Source organism: Marinagarivorans cellulosilyticus (assembly GCF_021655555.1).
Classification (GTDB): Bacteria; Pseudomonadota; Gammaproteobacteria; order Pseudomonadales; family Cellvibrionaceae; genus Marinagarivorans; species Marinagarivorans cellulosilyticus.
Genome location: NZ_AP023086.1, coordinates 416,506 through 432,007, shown reverse-complemented (window position 1 = coordinate 432,007; position 15,502 = coordinate 416,506). Strand labels below are relative to the sequence as shown.

Here is a 15,502-nt window from a genome sequence, read left to right as displayed (position 1 = left end):
ATAGTACTCATCAGCATTCACGGGTACTTTTACAGTACCTCTCTCTGTACTCGGATGGCACATAAGAGCAATAAACCGCAATGACAGATGTAAACCACCAACAAGCCTCAAACTACAACGTAAGCAGCATACTAGAGCGCCGAGCAGCCCAATTAACACTATTGGCTCTGGGCGGGGCTGTTGCTATTGGGGCGGTTACGCTTGTCGAGCAAAACTGGCTGCCACTGTTTATGCTCTTAGCCAGCTTGCCCTTTCTGGGAGCTTGCTTTTGGCTTGCACAAAAAAAACAAACCAAAGCCGCCTCTGAACTACTGATTTGGACACTTGCCACCCTCGCGCTCTCTATACTTTGGGTGTCTAATGGTCATTACGACTCTGGCTTGATGGGCTTGCCCTGTATTCTTATTTTTGCCGCCATGGTCGGCAGCCGGCGTAGCTTTACCATTTTACTGATCGTTTTTATTGCGAATATCTTTGCCATGGGCTATGCGCAACAAAGCGGGCTATTGACGTTTAATAACTCTTTTAACGATGCCACACGCCCCGTCACTACGGCCATTATTCTGTTGATATCTGGGTTAGCGGTGCGCCTTCTTATTAACGACTACGTGAATACTATTCACAACCTCAATAGTGAAAACGTCAAGGTACGTGAGTCTGAAAAAGCGATTGCCTTTTTAGCCAACCACGACAACCTTACCGAACTCCCCAACCGAACACTGGCCAGCGACCGCTTCGAGCAAGCCGTACAGCGCGCGGCACGCACCCACTCCGATAAAAAAATCGCACTGATATTTATTGATTTGGACGACTTTAAAGCCATTAACGATTCGCTTGGGCACGAAACCGGCGACCGTTATTTAGTTGCCATTGCCGAACGCTTGCGCGATGCCACCCGCGCCAGCGATACCGTCTGCCGGTTGGGCGGCGATGAGTTCCTACTCATTTTAGAAGGGCTATCTGATGAGCGCGATGTGTCTAACATTGCAACAGTTATTCAAGAGCGCGTATCGCGCCCCGTAATTACCGGCCAGCATAAATTGGTTTGCAGTGCTTCGATTGGTATTTCTGTTTACCCCAACGATGGCGAGCGTTATGACGAGCTAGTCAAAAAAGCCGATATCGCCATGTACCGTTCGAAAGACCTCGGCCGCAACACATTCCACTATTACAACTCCTCGATGAACTCCGATGCCCTAGAGCGAATGCAGCTGCTAGAAGATTTGCGTACTGCATTAAAGGACGACGAGCTTTATGTGGAATACCAACCGATTGTTCTATTAGAAACCGGCAAAATTATCGGCGCCGAAGCATTAGTGCGCTGGCAGCACCCCAAGCGCGGCCTGATCCGCCCAGATATATTTATTCCCCTTGCCGAGAAGTCGGGCTTGATTGTAGATATCGGCGCTTGGGTACTAGAACGTGCCTGCCGCGACATATCCGGCCTACAAAGCAAGTACTTTCCCGAGTTCCGGGTAGCCGTTAATGTATCGACCATTCAGCTCAAACGTGACGATTTCAAAAAACGCGTCAAGAAAATATTAGCTGATGTGCCAATCTCGCCAAACTCCCTCGAATTAGAAATTACAGAATCTGAACTGCTGTCGGACTCGCCCGAATTTGATGAGTCGGTAGAACAACTTAAGCTAATGGGCATCAGCTTGGCCATCGACGATTTTGGTACCGGCTATTCCAACTTGGGCTATGTGCAAAAAATCAAAGTCGCCAAACTGAAGATCGACCGATCCTTTGTACATGGCATAGAGGGCAACTCAGACAACCAGGCGATCGTTCGCGCCGTTCACAACATTGCCGATGGCCTAATAATGAATACGGTTGCAGAAGGCGTAGAAAATGCCGAAGAGCTCCTATTTTTAAAAGAGCTTGGCATTACCCACGGCCAGGGCTACCTGTGGTCGCGCCCGGTTTCCATTAAATCGTTGATTCGCCTACTACAGGATGCGGCCTAGCCATCGGTTTTGTCCTCTGGCTCGAATGTTATTAAGTCACCGGGCTGGCACTGTAAAAACTCGCACATTTTTTCGAGGGTACTAAAACGCACTCCGCGCGCCTTACCCGACTTAAAGACCGAGATATTCTGCTCGGTAATGCCAACATATTCCGCCAGCTCTTTAGAGCGCACTTTGTTTTTAGCCAATACGGCATCTAAGGTTACAACAATAGGCATTAAATAATTTCCGCGTTTTCTTCGGCAAGCAATATAGCTTCTGTAAAAACCCATGCAATCACCGCAAACACGGCGGCAAAAAGTAATAGCAACAATTCATGGCTGCCAAAGCTTACATTCAGGGCCCGCAAACCTTCTGGGTTATTCCAAGTTGCCACAAGGCTTAGCGCCGTATTACTCAACATGCTGGCCACAACCGCGGCTAACAGGGCCAGCGCAAAAGCAAGCAGGTGGCTCACCGTACTGGCGGTAAAGTAAACACTGCGTGCAAATAGCTGAAACAAACTAAACAACCGATATAAGCCGTAGCATAAAACCACTAAGGGTACCGCCACCAAAGCACACACAAGCCCCCACTGCACAGCAGAGAAATCACCAGGCACAACAATCAAACCCCGCTGCGTCCCATAGGCCTCCAAGTGCATAGGTGCATGTATCAGCCCCCAAATCGCACCGCCAATTAATGCCAACACTATAAGTACACATACCAGTTGCATGGCCCTGCAAGTTAAAAAAACGCGTTTTTGCAGTGTTTGCTTCACGCTGAACCCTCCACGGTTAAAAACCTTATTCAAGCATATAGGTCAAGCCAAAACAACATTTTATTATCGTAAAACGATAACTTATTATTGAATAACAATCATATTCAACTAAAAGGATTAGCCATGCTCACGAACACCCGCCGCTCCAGTTTGTGCAAGGCCTTCATTCAAAGCCGGTTATTAAGCGCCTTTATCATCATGCTGGCAGCACCAACAACTGCCCAAGCTATGCCTTGGCAAGAACTGCAAAAGGAGATTTACAATATGGAAAAGGGCAAAAAAATCGACAAAGTCCAGATGGCCAAGCTTGTTGCCACAATGGATACCACGATGATTTACACCCGCGCACTCACGGCACAAGGGTTACCCGCTCTTATTTGCGTACCCGAAGGCACGCCAATGCAACTAAAAGATGTTTTATCGATTATCACTGGGCAGGCCAAAAGCCAAAAAGCCAAGCCTAAAACTCCGGTAGGCGAATTGCTAATCCGCGGATTCGCAGCACGCTATCCGTGCCAAACAACACAGTAGCATCACATATAATCTTCAATAAACCACGCCGAAAAAGCGTGGCGGCCGCTAACACCGGCCTTTTTATAAACGGCTGATGCCTGCTGGCGAACCGTCTTTTCTTTGGTTTCTCGCAGGCTCGCGATCTCGGCTAAGCTAAAGCCCTTTAATACTAAAAAACCGATATCGTGCTCGCTTTTGCTTAACCCCCATGCATCAAACTGCTCTGCAATCACTTTTGCAAAAGCAATACGGCCATCCTTTAAAGACTCACTCGCTTTTTCTATTTCTTGAGCAGCCGTCGCTAACTCTCGTTTGAGACCGGCGATTCGCTTAGATTGGCGGCGAACGCCTAGTAACAAATTGGCTACCGCAATTAAACACAAAAAAAGCACCACTCCCTCTTGTGCCATATGCTCAAAACCCGCACCTTCGCTATGGTCAACTATCAAGTCGGCAATACTCATAACACTTAACAATGTGAGTAAGGTAACGATGAAATAACGGTGTGTGAAAAATGCCTGCATGCCTAGCTTCCAAATACGTGGCGACTGATTCGCTATTTTATGATGGTACATATGCCCTATAAACGCATATTATGGGCTTGGCATGTGTTTATCCAGCATGCGTGCTATAGCGCTTTACGCTTATGCCGTCATAATTGGCCCGAGCTACGTTAGCTTGTTACTTTGCTTTATTACGAATAGAGGCCTTCATGCACAAGCCATTTATTGCCCTTGCACTTTCATTGGCAGCCAGCACATTGGTGGGCTGCAGCTCGCTAGGCGCCAAACCCTACCAACGCGGCACCCTCGCAAAAGATACAATGCAGCTCGATCACGATGCCATTACAGCAAGCTTCGACGATCATATTTACTTCAGCAAAGAAGCCAGTAGCGGTGGCGCAAGCTTTGGCGGAGGTGGCTGCGGATGCAATTAGATAAAACTAACAAGCCAAAAAGCAGCTGCACATCACGATACAGACACGCTACAAAATTGGGCGTAGCTGCAGGCCTAGCCCAAGCCACTACCGCATTACTCGGCACAGCCCCTGCGTTAGCCGGCGACAAAAGCTGGGACGTAGATACCGCAGTGCTCTACTACAGCGAAACAGATCGCGTTACCGCCGTAGAGCCTGTGATTAGCGCCACTAAAAAGCTCGAAGGCGACCGCTTTTGGAATATAAAACTGGCTATTGACTCCCTAACAGGCGCCACCCCCAACGGCGCCTCGCCTGCCGACGAAGTGCAAACTTTTTCAACGCCCTCTGGCAAAAACACCTACCAAACACCCGAAAGCGAGCTACCGTTAGACGATGTATTTAAAGATACCCGCGCCGCGCTTAGCACCCAATACACAGCACCACTGAGCGATACCTTGAGGTTTTCTGGCGGTATTGCAGCATCGCGCGAATACGATTACCAGTCGGTTGCTCTTAACGTCAATATTGCCAAAGACCTTAACCAGCACAACACAACGCTATCTGCCGGTTTAGCGCTTGCCGGCGACAGGATTAAACCCGTCGGCGGTAAGCCGATTCCGCTATCAGAAATGACTATCGGTTCGAACGGCAATAAAGAGGGCGAAGACGATAACAAAACCGTGACAGACCTTTTACTGGGTGTCACTCAAGTTATGTCCCCAAGGTGGTTAGTCCAGCTGAACTACTCATTCAGCAACCAAAGCGGCTACCTTAACGATGCTTACAAAGTTGTTTCATTATTGGATAGCGATGGCGCACCGCAAGGCTATGTTTATGAATCGCGGCCTGATAAACGCACCAAGCACAGTATTTTCATGCGCAGCAAATCTCATCACGGCAAAGATAATATTTTTGATATTTCGTACCGTTACCACACCGATGACTGGGGCATAGATTCGCACACCATCGATACCCGTTATCGCTGGCAGCTGAACGAGCACCATTACCTTGAGCCACATCTCAGGTATTACCAACAAGCCGGCGCCGACTTTTACGTGCAAGGCTTAGATGCTTCGCTAACTGAGCTTCCTGCCAACATCAGCGCCGATTCCCGTTTAGGCGAGTTCACCGGAACTACCTTTGGCGCGAAATACGGTTACCTATTTGGCGACAACAAAGAAATTAACTTGCGCATAGAACGCTACAAACAAACAGGCGAACACCAAACCCTACCGGGCAACCTACAAGACAGGCACAATACCTTCCCAGATCTAGATGCCATTATTGTTCAAGTGGGCTACTCGTTTAAATTTTAAACCTACCATCAATGTATTCATGCTCAGCTATAGGACTCCCAATCACAGACAACACGCTACACTTACATCACAATGACTGCACCTAACCGCTCCATTCACTTAACATTGCGCAAGCCCTTTTGGCTGGCGCAATTTTCCGCCATGGCGTGCCCCTGCGAAGCCTTAATTGCTGTAGACGATAAAACCCAAGCCAGCCAAATTGCACAAGTCATTGCCACCGAAGCCTGGCGTATAGAAGACAAATACAGCCGCTTTACTAAAACGGGCATTACGGCAGCCATTAACAATGCGAATGGCCAGCCTATTACACTAGACGACGAAACCACAGCCCTCTTCCATTATGCGCAACAGCTTTATGAACTTAGTGATGGGCTGTTTGATATTAGCGCTGGCGTACTAAAAAATATTTGGGCCTTTCATCAGAAAAAAACAGCTGGCCAGCAAGAATTACCCAGCCAAGCTTCGATTCAAGCCGTATTACCTTTAATTGGTTTAACAAAAGCCAAGCTCACCGGCAATACGCTTGCACTGCCCAAAGGAATGCAAATTGATTTTGGCGGCATAGGTAAAGAATATGCCGCCGACAAAAGCCTGCGCCTTGCGTTAGAAGGCAATGCCAGCAATGCCAGCACTGCCATACTCGTTAACTTAGGTGGTGATTTAGTGGCTAGCCAATCCTTACCGAAACGTCCATGGCATATTGGTTTTAATGATACAAAAGCCGATAACAATTTAACCGCAAGCGAGCGCCTTACCTTTCAAGACGGTGCCGTTACCACCAGCGGTACAAGCCAACGGCAGTGGGTTATCGATGGCAAAAGTTATAGCCACCTACTCAACCCCAAAACCGGCTGGCCAGTGCTTAACCCACCCAAAGCGGTTACCGTAGCCGCCCCAACATGTATGCAAGCCGGCATGCTCTCGACACTCATCATGCTACAAGGCGAGCACGCTGAAACCTTTGCCCATAACGAGGCTATAAAGTGCTGGATTACCCGTTAGCATCTTAAACCTAAAAACCGCAGTTGAACCATCAAAGTCTACGCATCCCCTTGGTGCACCTGACGCGTGATAAAAATGATTCATCACCAATAAGGTGACTACACATTTTTACTACACACCATGCACACCAACGGAATACGCATCTTTTTGACTCTCAACTGCGGTTTCTAGGTTAAAAAGTGCAATATCGTAAGAATATGAAGTACCCCTAATAAATCTAATGGTTTATTTCTTTGCGTGATGTCGCATTTCCCCTTATAAACAATAGCGCTTTGTTTAACGACTATTGATCTATGTCAATAGGTCGGGCACCATCAGAGTCAGATTTTCAGGGTTTAGGGCGCATAGTTATGGCAGACACTCAAGTTCTTACACTTGGCATTGATGTGGGTTCAACAACGGTCAAACTTGTTGCCGTTGATGCGAATAGCCAAGAGATACTTTGGAGCAATTACCAGCGCCACGAAACCAAGCAGGCCGAAAAAGTCCTAGAGATGTTAACGGCGGTTTGCGCCGAGCTACCGCAGCTAGACCTTAGTCAAACCCGCCTTTTTATTACCGGCTCCGGCGCTGGCCCCATCGCACCACATATTAATGCCAAATTTATTCAAGAAGTAAACGCCGTGACCATGGCGGTAGAAAACCTTCACCCCGATGTTGGCAGCGTGATTGAACTAGGCGGGCAAGACGCCAAAATCATCATGTTTAAAACCAGCGAGAAAACCGGCGAAAAGCGCGCCACCACTTCGATGAACGACAAATGCGCATCCGGCACCGGCGCCACCATCGATAAATGCTTTATTAAAGTCGGCATGCCACAAAGCGATATTGCCAAGCTAACATTCGACCCCACCAAGTTGCACCACGTTGCTGCAAAGTGCGGTGTATTTGCAGAGACCGATATTGTTAACTTAGTGAAAAGCGGGATTCCTTCTGCCGAGATTATGTGTTCATTAGCCGATGCCATCGTAGGCCAAAACCTGTCGGTGCTAACGCGTGGTAATACACTCAAGCCCAAGGTTTTATTGCTGGGTGGCCCCAATGCTTACCTTCCCTTTTTACGCGCTTGCTGGCGTTACCGCATACCCGAAACCTGGGAAGAACGCGGTTTTGATTATCCAAAAGATATTCCGCTAGAAGAGCTTATTTTCGCCCCCGATAATTCAGAATATTATGCTGCCTATGGCGCCGTTTTATTCGGCTTACACGAAAAAGACACCCAAGCTTGCGGTACTTTGGCCAAACTGGAAGATTTTATTAACAATGGCCGTAAAGCGCAGTTAGGCGCAGGCGCTGGGCCTGGCTTAGTGGGCAGTAGCGATGAAGCCAGCCAATTTATCGAATTGTATTCAGCCCCAACATTTAACCCCATCAAGGCTACCAGTAATACGATTCAAGGTTTCATAGGCTTAGATGGCGGGTCGACATCCAGTAAATGTGTGTTGGTCAACGCCGACGGCGAAATTTTGCAAAAGGTATATCAGCTATCTAAGGGCAACCCGCTTGAAGATATGAAGCAAATGTTCATCCAGCTAAAAGACTGGGCCGATGAACAAAAAGCCACACTGGATATCCAAGGTTTTGGCGTAACCGGCTACGCCGGCGACGTAATGGAAGCCGCATTAAAGGCCGATGCCAATATTGTAGAAACCGTTGCCCACATGAAAAGCGCGCAACATTACTTTGAGGATGTTGACGTCATTTGTGACGTTGGCGGGCAAGATATCAAAGTCATGTTTATGGAAAACAAAGTCATTAAAAACTTTCGTTTGTCCAATTCCTGTAGCGCCGGTAATGGCATGTTGTTACAAGCCATGGCAGACCAATTCGGCGTACCCGTTACCCGCTATGCAGAGACAGCCTTTAAAGCCGATTTATCACCCGAGTTCAGTTATGGCTGCGCAGTATTTCTAGATTCCGACCGCGTTAACTTTCAAAAAGAAGGCTACAACGGCGAAGAACTGCTCGCGGGTTTAGCACTAGTATTACCTAAAAATATTTGGCAATACGTTGTACAAATCCCCCGCATGGCAGAGCTGGGCCGCGTATTTGTTTTACAAGGCGGCACACAAAAGAACCTTGCCGCCGTAAAAGCCCAAGTCGATTACATTAAAGAGCGCGTACCTAACGCCGAAGTACATATTCACCCCCACACCGGCGAAGCTGGTGCATTAGGTGCAGCCTTTGAAGCCATTCGCGTTGTACAACGCGAAGGCCATTCGCGCTTTATTGGCCTAAACGAAGCCATTAACCTGCATTACACCACCCGCAACGACGAAGAAACCCGTTGCGATTTCTGCCCTAATAATTGCTCGCGTACTTTTATTGATGCTGATGTAGGCGATGTAAAACCCGTACGGTATATTTCTGGCTTTTCCTGCGAAAAAGGCACCGTTGAGGATCACGATGCACTGCGCGCATTAAACAAAACCCGCCGCGAAAGAATGCGCGCGTATCCTAACCTTGTCGATTACGAAGCAACCTGGGCTTATAAACGTTTATATACCCCGGAGGAAACACCTGCAGCGGGCACCTTGATCGACGATATAAAAGTTTCGCGTACGTTATTTGGCGGCATTAAACACAAGCCTATTCAACGCGCCTTTATTCGCTCGTCCGAGGAAGCACACAGCCACCGTCAAGACATTCGCATAGGCATTCCAAAAGCACTCAATATTTGGAGCACAGCACCATTTTGGCGAACCTATTTTGAAGCCTTAGGGGTAAAACCGCGCAATATTGTATTTTCTGACGATACCAGCGAAGAACTTTGGCAAGCCGGCGGCAAGTATGGCTCTGTCGACCCTTGTTACCCAGCCAAAGTCGTGCAGGCACATATTCATAATTTACTATTTGAACACCATGTAAAAAAGCCGCTGAACATAATTTTCTTCCCGTCCATTACCCACATCCCTACGTTTGTAGAGCAAGTCATGGATACCGCCTGCTGCCCCATTGTGGCCGGCACACCGAAGGTTATTGGCGCTGCATTCACCAAAGAGCAAGACTTCTTCGCACAACGTGACATCACCTACATTGATACCGCGGTAACGCTTCAGGAGCCCTTATTATTAAAAGATCGCATGTTTGAGGCCTTTAAAGAACAACTTCAAATATCGGAAGATGAAAATAACTTCGCGGTTGATCAAGCCTTTAATTCGCTCGATTATTTTGACAAGCACATGCAAGAAAAAGGGCGCATTATCTTAGATGCCGTCGCCGAGGAAAACCGCATCGCGCTGCTAATGACTGGCCGCCCTTACCACAACGACCCAGGAATGAACCACGGTGTACTGGAAGAATACCAAGCTATGGGCTATCCCATTTTATCCATGCGATCTATTCCAAAAGATAAAGACTATTTAACGCCTTATTTTCAGGACGACCTGAATAAAAAGTTTGTAGATTCACCACTAGAAATTCACGACATCTGGCCAGAAAATTACAGCGTAAACAGCGTACAAAAAGTGTGGGCAACCAAGTTTGCAGCACGCCACCCCAATGTAGCGGTGCTAGATTTATCCAGTTTTAAATGCGGACACGACGCCCCAACCTATGGCTTGGTAGACCGGATGATGAGCGCTAGCGGGTCACCCTATTCAGCGCTGCACGATATCGATGCCAACAAACCTTCCGGCTCTATAAAAATTCGCGTTAAAACCTACGGCTACACACTTAAGCTAGCAGAAGAAAAACTGGAAGATAACGCAAGAAAAAGCCTTGAGCATGAGTTACAGACGATAAATAAGCGTTTGGACTTTTTAGCGGTAGCCCCAGAAAAAATAAAGCAAGATTCACTATTTAAGGCCGAGCTCGAAAAATGGCAATTCGCCAAAGAACAAATACTGGCCAAGCTACCACAAACCGAAACGCCTGAATTAAATCCCCAGCAAGCAAGCACACCCTCAAAACCCAAAGCTCCACTTTATATTGATGCTGGCACTTCCAACCTTATCACCGCTGTTGAAATCGACTAGGAGATTACACCATGAATATGCAACAAACCGTTGACACACATTCATCCACATCAGCCATTGCGGACCTAGACGGTAACCTTAGCGCAGAAGATTATTTAAAACATGTGGATGGTGAAATTAAAGCCTTTGAAAATTCGCAAAATAAAGGGGAGGCAACCGAACACTGGCGAGACAAAAACCCCACGACCTTTACCGCATCACAACGCGCACACACCACGGTATTGCATGCAGGCCTAACCATGGCGCACGATTTATTTATTCAATCGGCATTTAGAGGATTAGGCTATAAAGTTGAAGCCATGGAAGTACCCGATACCGATGCACTACAGTTTGGTCGTGAATTTGGTAATAGGGGCCAATGCAACCCCACCTACTTCACGGTGGGTAATTTGGTTAAAAAACTCAAACAAATGGAAGCCAGCGGCATCAGCAAAGAAGACATTATTACCAAATATCTTTTTGCCACCGCAGGCTCTTGCGGCCCCTGCCGCTTTGGCACCTACGTAACCGAATATCGCAAAGCGCTACGCGATGCCGGCTTTGAAGGTTTTCGCGTTATTTTATTCCAACAATCTGGCGGCGCCAAACAAGCCACCGGCGAAGACCTAGGCTTAAAAATCGACAGTAAATTCTTTTTAACCTTCGGTAAAGCGGTAATAATTGGCGATATTTTAAATGCACTAATGTACCGCATTCGCCCTTACGAAGTTAACGAGGGCGAAACTAACGCTGTTATTGCAAACGCCAAACAACGGATAGCCAAAGCCTTCGAAACCCGCAAAGGCTTATGGAAAGCCCTTTGGCAAACTCGCAAAGAACTCGCAAAAATAAAAGTCGATAAATCCCAAATAAAACCCCGCGTCGCCATTATTGGTGAGTTTTGGGCCATGACGACAGAAGGCGACGGCAACTACAAAATGCAAGGCTTCCTCGAGAAAGAAGGCGCCGAAGTTGAGATTCAATTAGTTACCAACTGGATTTTATATTTATTCTGGTCCGCCAAATACGACACCCTACAAAGGCTAAAACTCAGAGGCACCGATAAAAACCTTAAGCACGATACCAAAGGCAGCAAGTTCGCCTTAGAAGGCGTAAGTATTCGCAAGCGCTTATGGGGCCTAAAAGCCGTAGAGCTATACGTACGCGGCCTATTTTGGACCGCCTCAAAAGTTGTAGGCCTACGCGATTACCACCTCCCAGATATGGACCACATCGCCGAAATCAGCCACGCATTTTACGACAACAACCTACGCGGCGGCGAAGGCCACATGGAAGTGGGCAAACTTATCCACAACGTAGTGGATAACACCATGACAATGACACTCAGCATAAAACCCTTCGGCTGCATGCCCTCCAGCGCCGTATCGGACGGAGTGCAATCCCTCATCACCGAAATGTTCCCACAAGCGATATTTTTGCCGATTGAAACCAACGGCGATGGCGCGGTGAATGTCTATAGCCGGGTGCAAATGCAGCTGTTTAAAGCTAAACAATCGGCGGAAAAAGAGGTGATGGCCGTTCTTGAAAAAGCCGGCATAAGCAAAGAGCAGTTTGAGCAGCAGCTATCGAATAGCAATATAAATACCCCACTGCATCGCAGCCCGCATGCGGGAAGTTGCTCTGTGGTGGATGTGGCAAGTGAACTAAGCAGCAACACTGGTTTGCTCACCCGTTTGCGCAATCGACTTAGACGCACACTTAGCACCGAAAATGCGCAAAAGCAAACGTTAGGAATTGTCGCCAATGTCTCGCGAAGCTATAAGAACCGGCATAAGGGGCAGACAGAAGATGTGGTTAAGATAGTTTCGCCGGTTTAGTGGGCTGCCATTTGAAACCTAATCGAACCGCACAGTGGGGTTCGATTAGTGAGGTTTCTCTATTGCCCTTTAATAAAGCCCTTCGAAAGACCTATGATCTCTAGCTTACAATTGTTATTTTTTGTATTCCATACTCAATTCCGAAGTTTTGAGCGCTTGACTTGCTCAGCAGGAACCTATTTAAAGGGTGCCGGTTACAATTCACGCTCCGAGCTTCCCCATGCAAAGCACAATCAATGCCTGAAGAGCAGCAGGCCGGCAAAGCATCTGCCCTTCGACAACAAAAAGAACAAGCCCCCCTATCGTGCTCATTCAATTTCTTCCTGCGCTACCACCTATATCGATCAACTTTTCGAAGCTCTGCGAGAACTTACAGCCTCCGCTAAAATTTCAAGGCCTCAAAAACTATGGCTAACCACTGTTTTAATGGGTATCGTTATTACACGAAAGTTAAACTGGGCGGTGATTGAGGGCAGCAAGCTCAATGAGTATCGCCAAGATGGATTGCGCTGGATGTTCAGCCATTCAAAAATGCCTTGGGAAAGCCTAATTTCTGCAAGCACTAGAGTATTGATCAAACATTACAGCATCACTTCCGGAACATTAACAATTGATGATAGCGACAAGCTGCGTTCAAGTAACACCCCCAGAATAGCCCATGCTCACAAGGTAAAAGATAAGTCGGCGGGATGTTATGGCAAGGGCCAATAATTTATTTTTATGCTCATTGTCACGAACACCGTTACTATCCCTATAGATTTTCTACTTTACACACCCGACCCGGCGTTGAGCGCTTGGCGACAATAAAATCATAGGCTTAAAAGGCAAAAAGTACCAGCAAAAATGCGTCCAAAGAGACCGAGCCCAAACTTAAGCCACCCAACACCCAACCAAAGAAACCTTAGCGCTTGAAATGCTAGAGAGCTTTTCTCGGAAGTATCCAGAGGTTAATGTTAAAATTATCACCGCCGATGCACTGTATGGTACCGGTAGTTTTATGGAAAAAAGCAATCAATACTTCCCTCATTCACAGGTCGTTACTCAACTCAGAAAAAACCAATCGGTACGCTGCAAAAATGGTTGCTGGGCGTCCCTTAAGTCGTACTTCTCTCGCAATGAGGGTGTTGAGGTTTAGCTTATTGTAAGAGGTCGGATAAGTAAAAAAGTCAATATGCTCGGGCATCGATTAGAGGTGAAAGCGCATGGAAAAAGACGTTTTGTTATTGCCTTAAAGTATGAAGGGGAAAGTGAATTATGCCAGGTTCATTTTATCCATAAAGTGGCAAAGAAATGTGTCCGGATCTATTGACCAGAACAGTTTGCCAGCAAATATTGCTCAAAACCTCTTATCATTCTCACTAACTCCAACAAGCGTTGCCCCTCTATACTTACCGCATTCCAATGTATTGAAAAGAACTTTATATTCCGCCCAGAAACGAGCAGGGTCCTCATCCCGCCAAACGCGAACAAGCATAGAGTACCTTTCATCGTTAATACCAAGCTCATTCGATAGCTCAATAATAAACCACATAAACTCATTTATTTCTGTACTTGAAGAGTGCCGCAACCAGCAACCAGCACTCTCTAACAAGCCCTTCAGCATCTCCTGTTGCACCGAAATATTTCCATATTTTATAGCCATTGTGTAACCGCTAATAAACCCAGGATCTTTTGTAACAGCTATTCTTAAATTATCTATCGCTAAATTTTCTTCGCCCATTCGATTTAAAAAATAAGCCCTGTAATAGTACGGCAGGGGTGTAAGTGGACGAGAATCAGCATAATCATTTGCAACCCTCAACCCATAATCAAGAAGTATCTCTTGCTGCCCACTTCCCCCGGTAGCTTCCAGCAACCCCATGAGTATATACGTAGAAGAAAACTCTTCGCCAGCATCTAGAGAGGCTATAATATTAGCATATAGATCTTTAGTGTTTTTTTCACCATACTCAAAAATATAGTATTTAACAGCATATAAGACGTAAGCAAACACTACACTGAAATAAAATATGCACAAGCACCTAACCAACCATTTTGCATGCGTTTGCAAGCTCATACTGAATGCCACGGGTTTATTAAAGTAACCTAAACTAGCACCCAGTAAAAACGCCAATACCGGCACATATATAGAGTAGTTGACCAATGAGAAGGCTAGAATTACGGTCGTAATTACTAAGTGAGTTCCCGCTTCATTAGTCAACCTATCTCGGGAACTAATCACCTTAATCCAACTTAATAATAGCCACCCAAAAAGCAATGCATACACCACAAAAAGCAGAAGCCCGCCTTCTAGTAAAATCTGTATTGCATCGGAATGAACGAAGTCCCCAGAGCTTACAAACTCGCCCCGTACAGAAGGATACAGCAAAATAAAACTGCCGATACCAGCTCCAAATAGCCACTCAATGAGCGTGAAATCAGAGAATAACTCTATAGTCCCTATGTATATTGGAATTCTTAAACCAAGGCTCGCAACTGAGCTTTGAGAAAACCCTGCACCCTCACCAATACTCACAGAATGAAACCACTGAATAAGCAAGATAGCTATAGCGGCAACAATTGCACTGAAAATTAGATTATTAAAAGATACTCGCCAACCGAACGAAGCTCGATCCAGCAACACCTGGCCAATAAAGGCACCCACCATTAATAATATTGCTGAACGAGAAAAAGCGGCAGCCAACCCCAGCAAAAAAACAAACAAACCGGCGTAATATACTACCCGAGAAAAACGACATTTGGCACACGTCACACTCCAGGCCAAAACACCCAATAGTGTAAAGACTGCGGCAACATTAGCATCTTCAAAAAATCCGTCTGCGCGGTGAGAATAATGCTTAATAAAAGCGAAATCGAATAGGATAACTAAAGAGCTTACGAGCGAAACAAGACATAAAGAAGGTAGTAAAAAATTTTTCGCCGTGTCTGACACAGACAATACTAGGTAACCTAGCACCATCAATACAAATGGAAAAATCGCAACCAAAGGAATCAATGAATCGTTATAAAGATAATTATGGCCAATCCAAAACGGGGCACCTAAAAAAATAGTTACACAAATCAAATCTAGCCGGCATTTCAGCTTAGCTAGCATCAATCCAATTAACATTATAACAAGGGGCGGGATATAAGGCTGTTTGCCTATGAATACTGCAGCCAACCAAATAGAGGAAACAAGCAGAAGCAGAAAAAAAACGGAGTGAGCGCTCACCTTAGACATAGCGTGAA

13 protein-coding genes are annotated in these 15,502 nt (G+C 46.4%); 9 read left to right on the top strand and 4 right to left on the bottom strand.

Annotated features, from left to right (window positions below; genetic code table 11):
- Nucleotides 1–80 precede the first annotated feature (80 nt).
- A complete protein-coding gene (locus MARGE09_RS01575; RefSeq protein ID WP_236985616.1) occupies nucleotides 81–1,970 on the top strand; it encodes a putative bifunctional diguanylate cyclase/phosphodiesterase in 1,890 nt (629 codons plus the stop codon).
- Here the strand turns inward: MARGE09_RS01575 and MARGE09_RS01570 are convergent.
- Both MARGE09_RS01570 and MARGE09_RS01565 read right to left on the bottom strand, forming a co-directional pair.
- Entirely contained in the window at nucleotides 1,967–2,188 is a 222-nt protein-coding gene (locus MARGE09_RS01570) for a helix-turn-helix domain-containing protein (RefSeq protein WP_236985615.1), read from the bottom strand. The two genes, MARGE09_RS01575 and MARGE09_RS01570, sit on opposite strands and share 4 nt — an antisense overlap.
- A complete protein-coding gene (locus MARGE09_RS01565; protein WP_236985614.1) occupies nucleotides 2,188–2,685 on the bottom strand; it encodes a DUF2975 domain-containing protein in 498 nt (165 codons plus the stop codon). The genes MARGE09_RS01570 and MARGE09_RS01565 overlap by 1 nt, the downstream gene beginning before the upstream one ends.
- A 168-nt stretch (nucleotides 2,686–2,853) precedes the next feature.
- On the opposite strand from MARGE09_RS01565, the gene MARGE09_RS01560 reads away from it, so the two are divergent.
- A complete protein-coding gene (locus tag MARGE09_RS01560; RefSeq protein ID WP_236985613.1) occupies nucleotides 2,854–3,261 on the top strand; it encodes a hypothetical protein in 408 nt (135 codons plus the stop codon).
- Between the two features lie 2 nt (nucleotides 3,262–3,263).
- Here MARGE09_RS01560 and MARGE09_RS01555 read toward each other — a convergent pair whose 3' ends face one another.
- Entirely contained in the window at nucleotides 3,264–3,767 is a 504-nt protein-coding gene (locus MARGE09_RS01555; protein ID WP_236985612.1) for a helix-turn-helix transcriptional regulator, read from the bottom strand.
- Between the two features lie 188 nt (nucleotides 3,768–3,955).
- Here MARGE09_RS01555 and MARGE09_RS01550 point away from each other — a divergent pair, with 188 nt between their 5' ends.
- From MARGE09_RS01550 to MARGE09_RS01520, 7 genes are all read left to right on the top strand, one after another.
- The gene (locus MARGE09_RS01550; protein WP_236985611.1) at nucleotides 3,956–4,180 is read left to right on the top strand and encodes a DUF4266 domain-containing protein; all 225 of its coding nucleotides are present in this window, start codon (nucleotides 3,956–3,958) and stop codon (nucleotides 4,178–4,180) included.
- Complete coding sequence (locus tag MARGE09_RS01545; protein ID WP_236985610.1) at nucleotides 4,171–5,478, top strand: DUF3570 domain-containing protein; 1,308 nt, start codon at nucleotides 4,171–4,173, stop codon at nucleotides 5,476–5,478. Before MARGE09_RS01550 ends, MARGE09_RS01545 begins: the two co-directional genes overlap by 10 nt.
- A gap of 72 nt (nucleotides 5,479–5,550) precedes the next feature.
- On the top strand, nucleotides 5,551–6,480 hold the full coding sequence (locus MARGE09_RS01540; RefSeq protein WP_236985609.1) for an FAD:protein FMN transferase: 930 nt from the start codon (nucleotides 5,551–5,553) through the stop codon (nucleotides 6,478–6,480).
- Nucleotides 6,481–6,830: 350 nt separating this feature from the next.
- Nucleotides 6,831–10,457 carry a BadF/BadG/BcrA/BcrD ATPase family protein gene (locus MARGE09_RS01535; RefSeq protein WP_236985608.1) on the top strand — a complete coding sequence of 1,209 codons (3,627 nt, stop codon included), beginning with the start codon at nucleotides 6,831–6,833 and terminating at the stop codon, nucleotides 10,455–10,457.
- Between the two features lie 11 nt (nucleotides 10,458–10,468).
- On the top strand, nucleotides 10,469–12,274 hold the full coding sequence (locus MARGE09_RS01530; protein ID WP_236985607.1) for a hypothetical protein: 1,806 nt from the start codon (nucleotides 10,469–10,471) through the stop codon (nucleotides 12,272–12,274).
- A 156-nt stretch (nucleotides 12,275–12,430) separates the two neighbouring features.
- Nucleotides 12,431–12,985 (top strand): hypothetical protein, encoded by a 555-nt coding sequence (locus MARGE09_RS01525; protein ID WP_236985606.1) that lies wholly within the window; start codon nucleotides 12,431–12,433, stop codon nucleotides 12,983–12,985.
- A 202-nt stretch (nucleotides 12,986–13,187) separates the two neighbouring features.
- Nucleotides 13,188–13,409 (top strand): hypothetical protein, encoded by a 222-nt coding sequence (locus MARGE09_RS01520; protein WP_236985605.1) that lies wholly within the window; start codon nucleotides 13,188–13,190, stop codon nucleotides 13,407–13,409.
- Nucleotides 13,410–13,610: 201 nt separating this feature from the next.
- Here MARGE09_RS01520 and MARGE09_RS01515 read toward each other — a convergent pair whose 3' ends face one another.
- Entirely contained in the window at nucleotides 13,611–15,494 is a 1,884-nt protein-coding gene (locus tag MARGE09_RS01515; protein WP_236985604.1) for an O-antigen ligase family protein, read from the bottom strand.
- Nucleotides 15,495–15,502 lie beyond the last annotated feature (8 nt).

What these genes read in the sequence shown, in the direction of transcription:
- MARGE09_RS01565 (WP_236985614.1), bottom strand. Translation starts at nt 2,685, where the DNA reads ATGCAACTGGTATGTGTACTTATAGTGTTGGCATTAATTGGCGGTGCG.
- MARGE09_RS01530 (WP_236985607.1), top strand. Translation starts at nt 10,469, where the DNA reads ATGAATATGCAACAAACCGTTGACACACATTCATCCACATCAGCCATT.
- MARGE09_RS01550 (WP_236985611.1), top strand. Translation starts at nt 3,956, where the DNA reads ATGCACAAGCCATTTATTGCCCTTGCACTTTCATTGGCAGCCAGCACA.
- MARGE09_RS01570 (WP_236985615.1), bottom strand. Translation starts at nt 2,188, where the DNA reads ATGCCTATTGTTGTAACCTTAGATGCCGTATTGGCTAAAAACAAAGTG.
- MARGE09_RS01575 (WP_236985616.1), top strand. Translation starts at nt 81, where the DNA reads ATGACAGATGTAAACCACCAACAAGCCTCAAACTACAACGTAAGCAGC.
- MARGE09_RS01515 (WP_236985604.1), bottom strand. Translation starts at nt 15,494, where the DNA reads ATGTCTAAGGTGAGCGCTCACTCCGTTTTTTTTCTGCTTCTGCTTGTT.
- MARGE09_RS01535 (WP_236985608.1), top strand. Translation starts at nt 6,831, where the DNA reads ATGGCAGACACTCAAGTTCTTACACTTGGCATTGATGTGGGTTCAACA.
- MARGE09_RS01560 (WP_236985613.1), top strand. Translation starts at nt 2,854, where the DNA reads ATGCTCACGAACACCCGCCGCTCCAGTTTGTGCAAGGCCTTCATTCAA.
- MARGE09_RS01540 (WP_236985609.1), top strand. Translation starts at nt 5,551, where the DNA reads ATGACTGCACCTAACCGCTCCATTCACTTAACATTGCGCAAGCCCTTT.
- MARGE09_RS01520 (WP_236985605.1), top strand. Translation starts at nt 13,188, where the DNA reads ATGCTAGAGAGCTTTTCTCGGAAGTATCCAGAGGTTAATGTTAAAATT.
- MARGE09_RS01555 (WP_236985612.1), bottom strand. Translation starts at nt 3,767, where the DNA reads ATGCAGGCATTTTTCACACACCGTTATTTCATCGTTACCTTACTCACA.
- MARGE09_RS01545 (WP_236985610.1), top strand. Translation starts at nt 4,171, where the DNA reads ATGCAATTAGATAAAACTAACAAGCCAAAAAGCAGCTGCACATCACGA.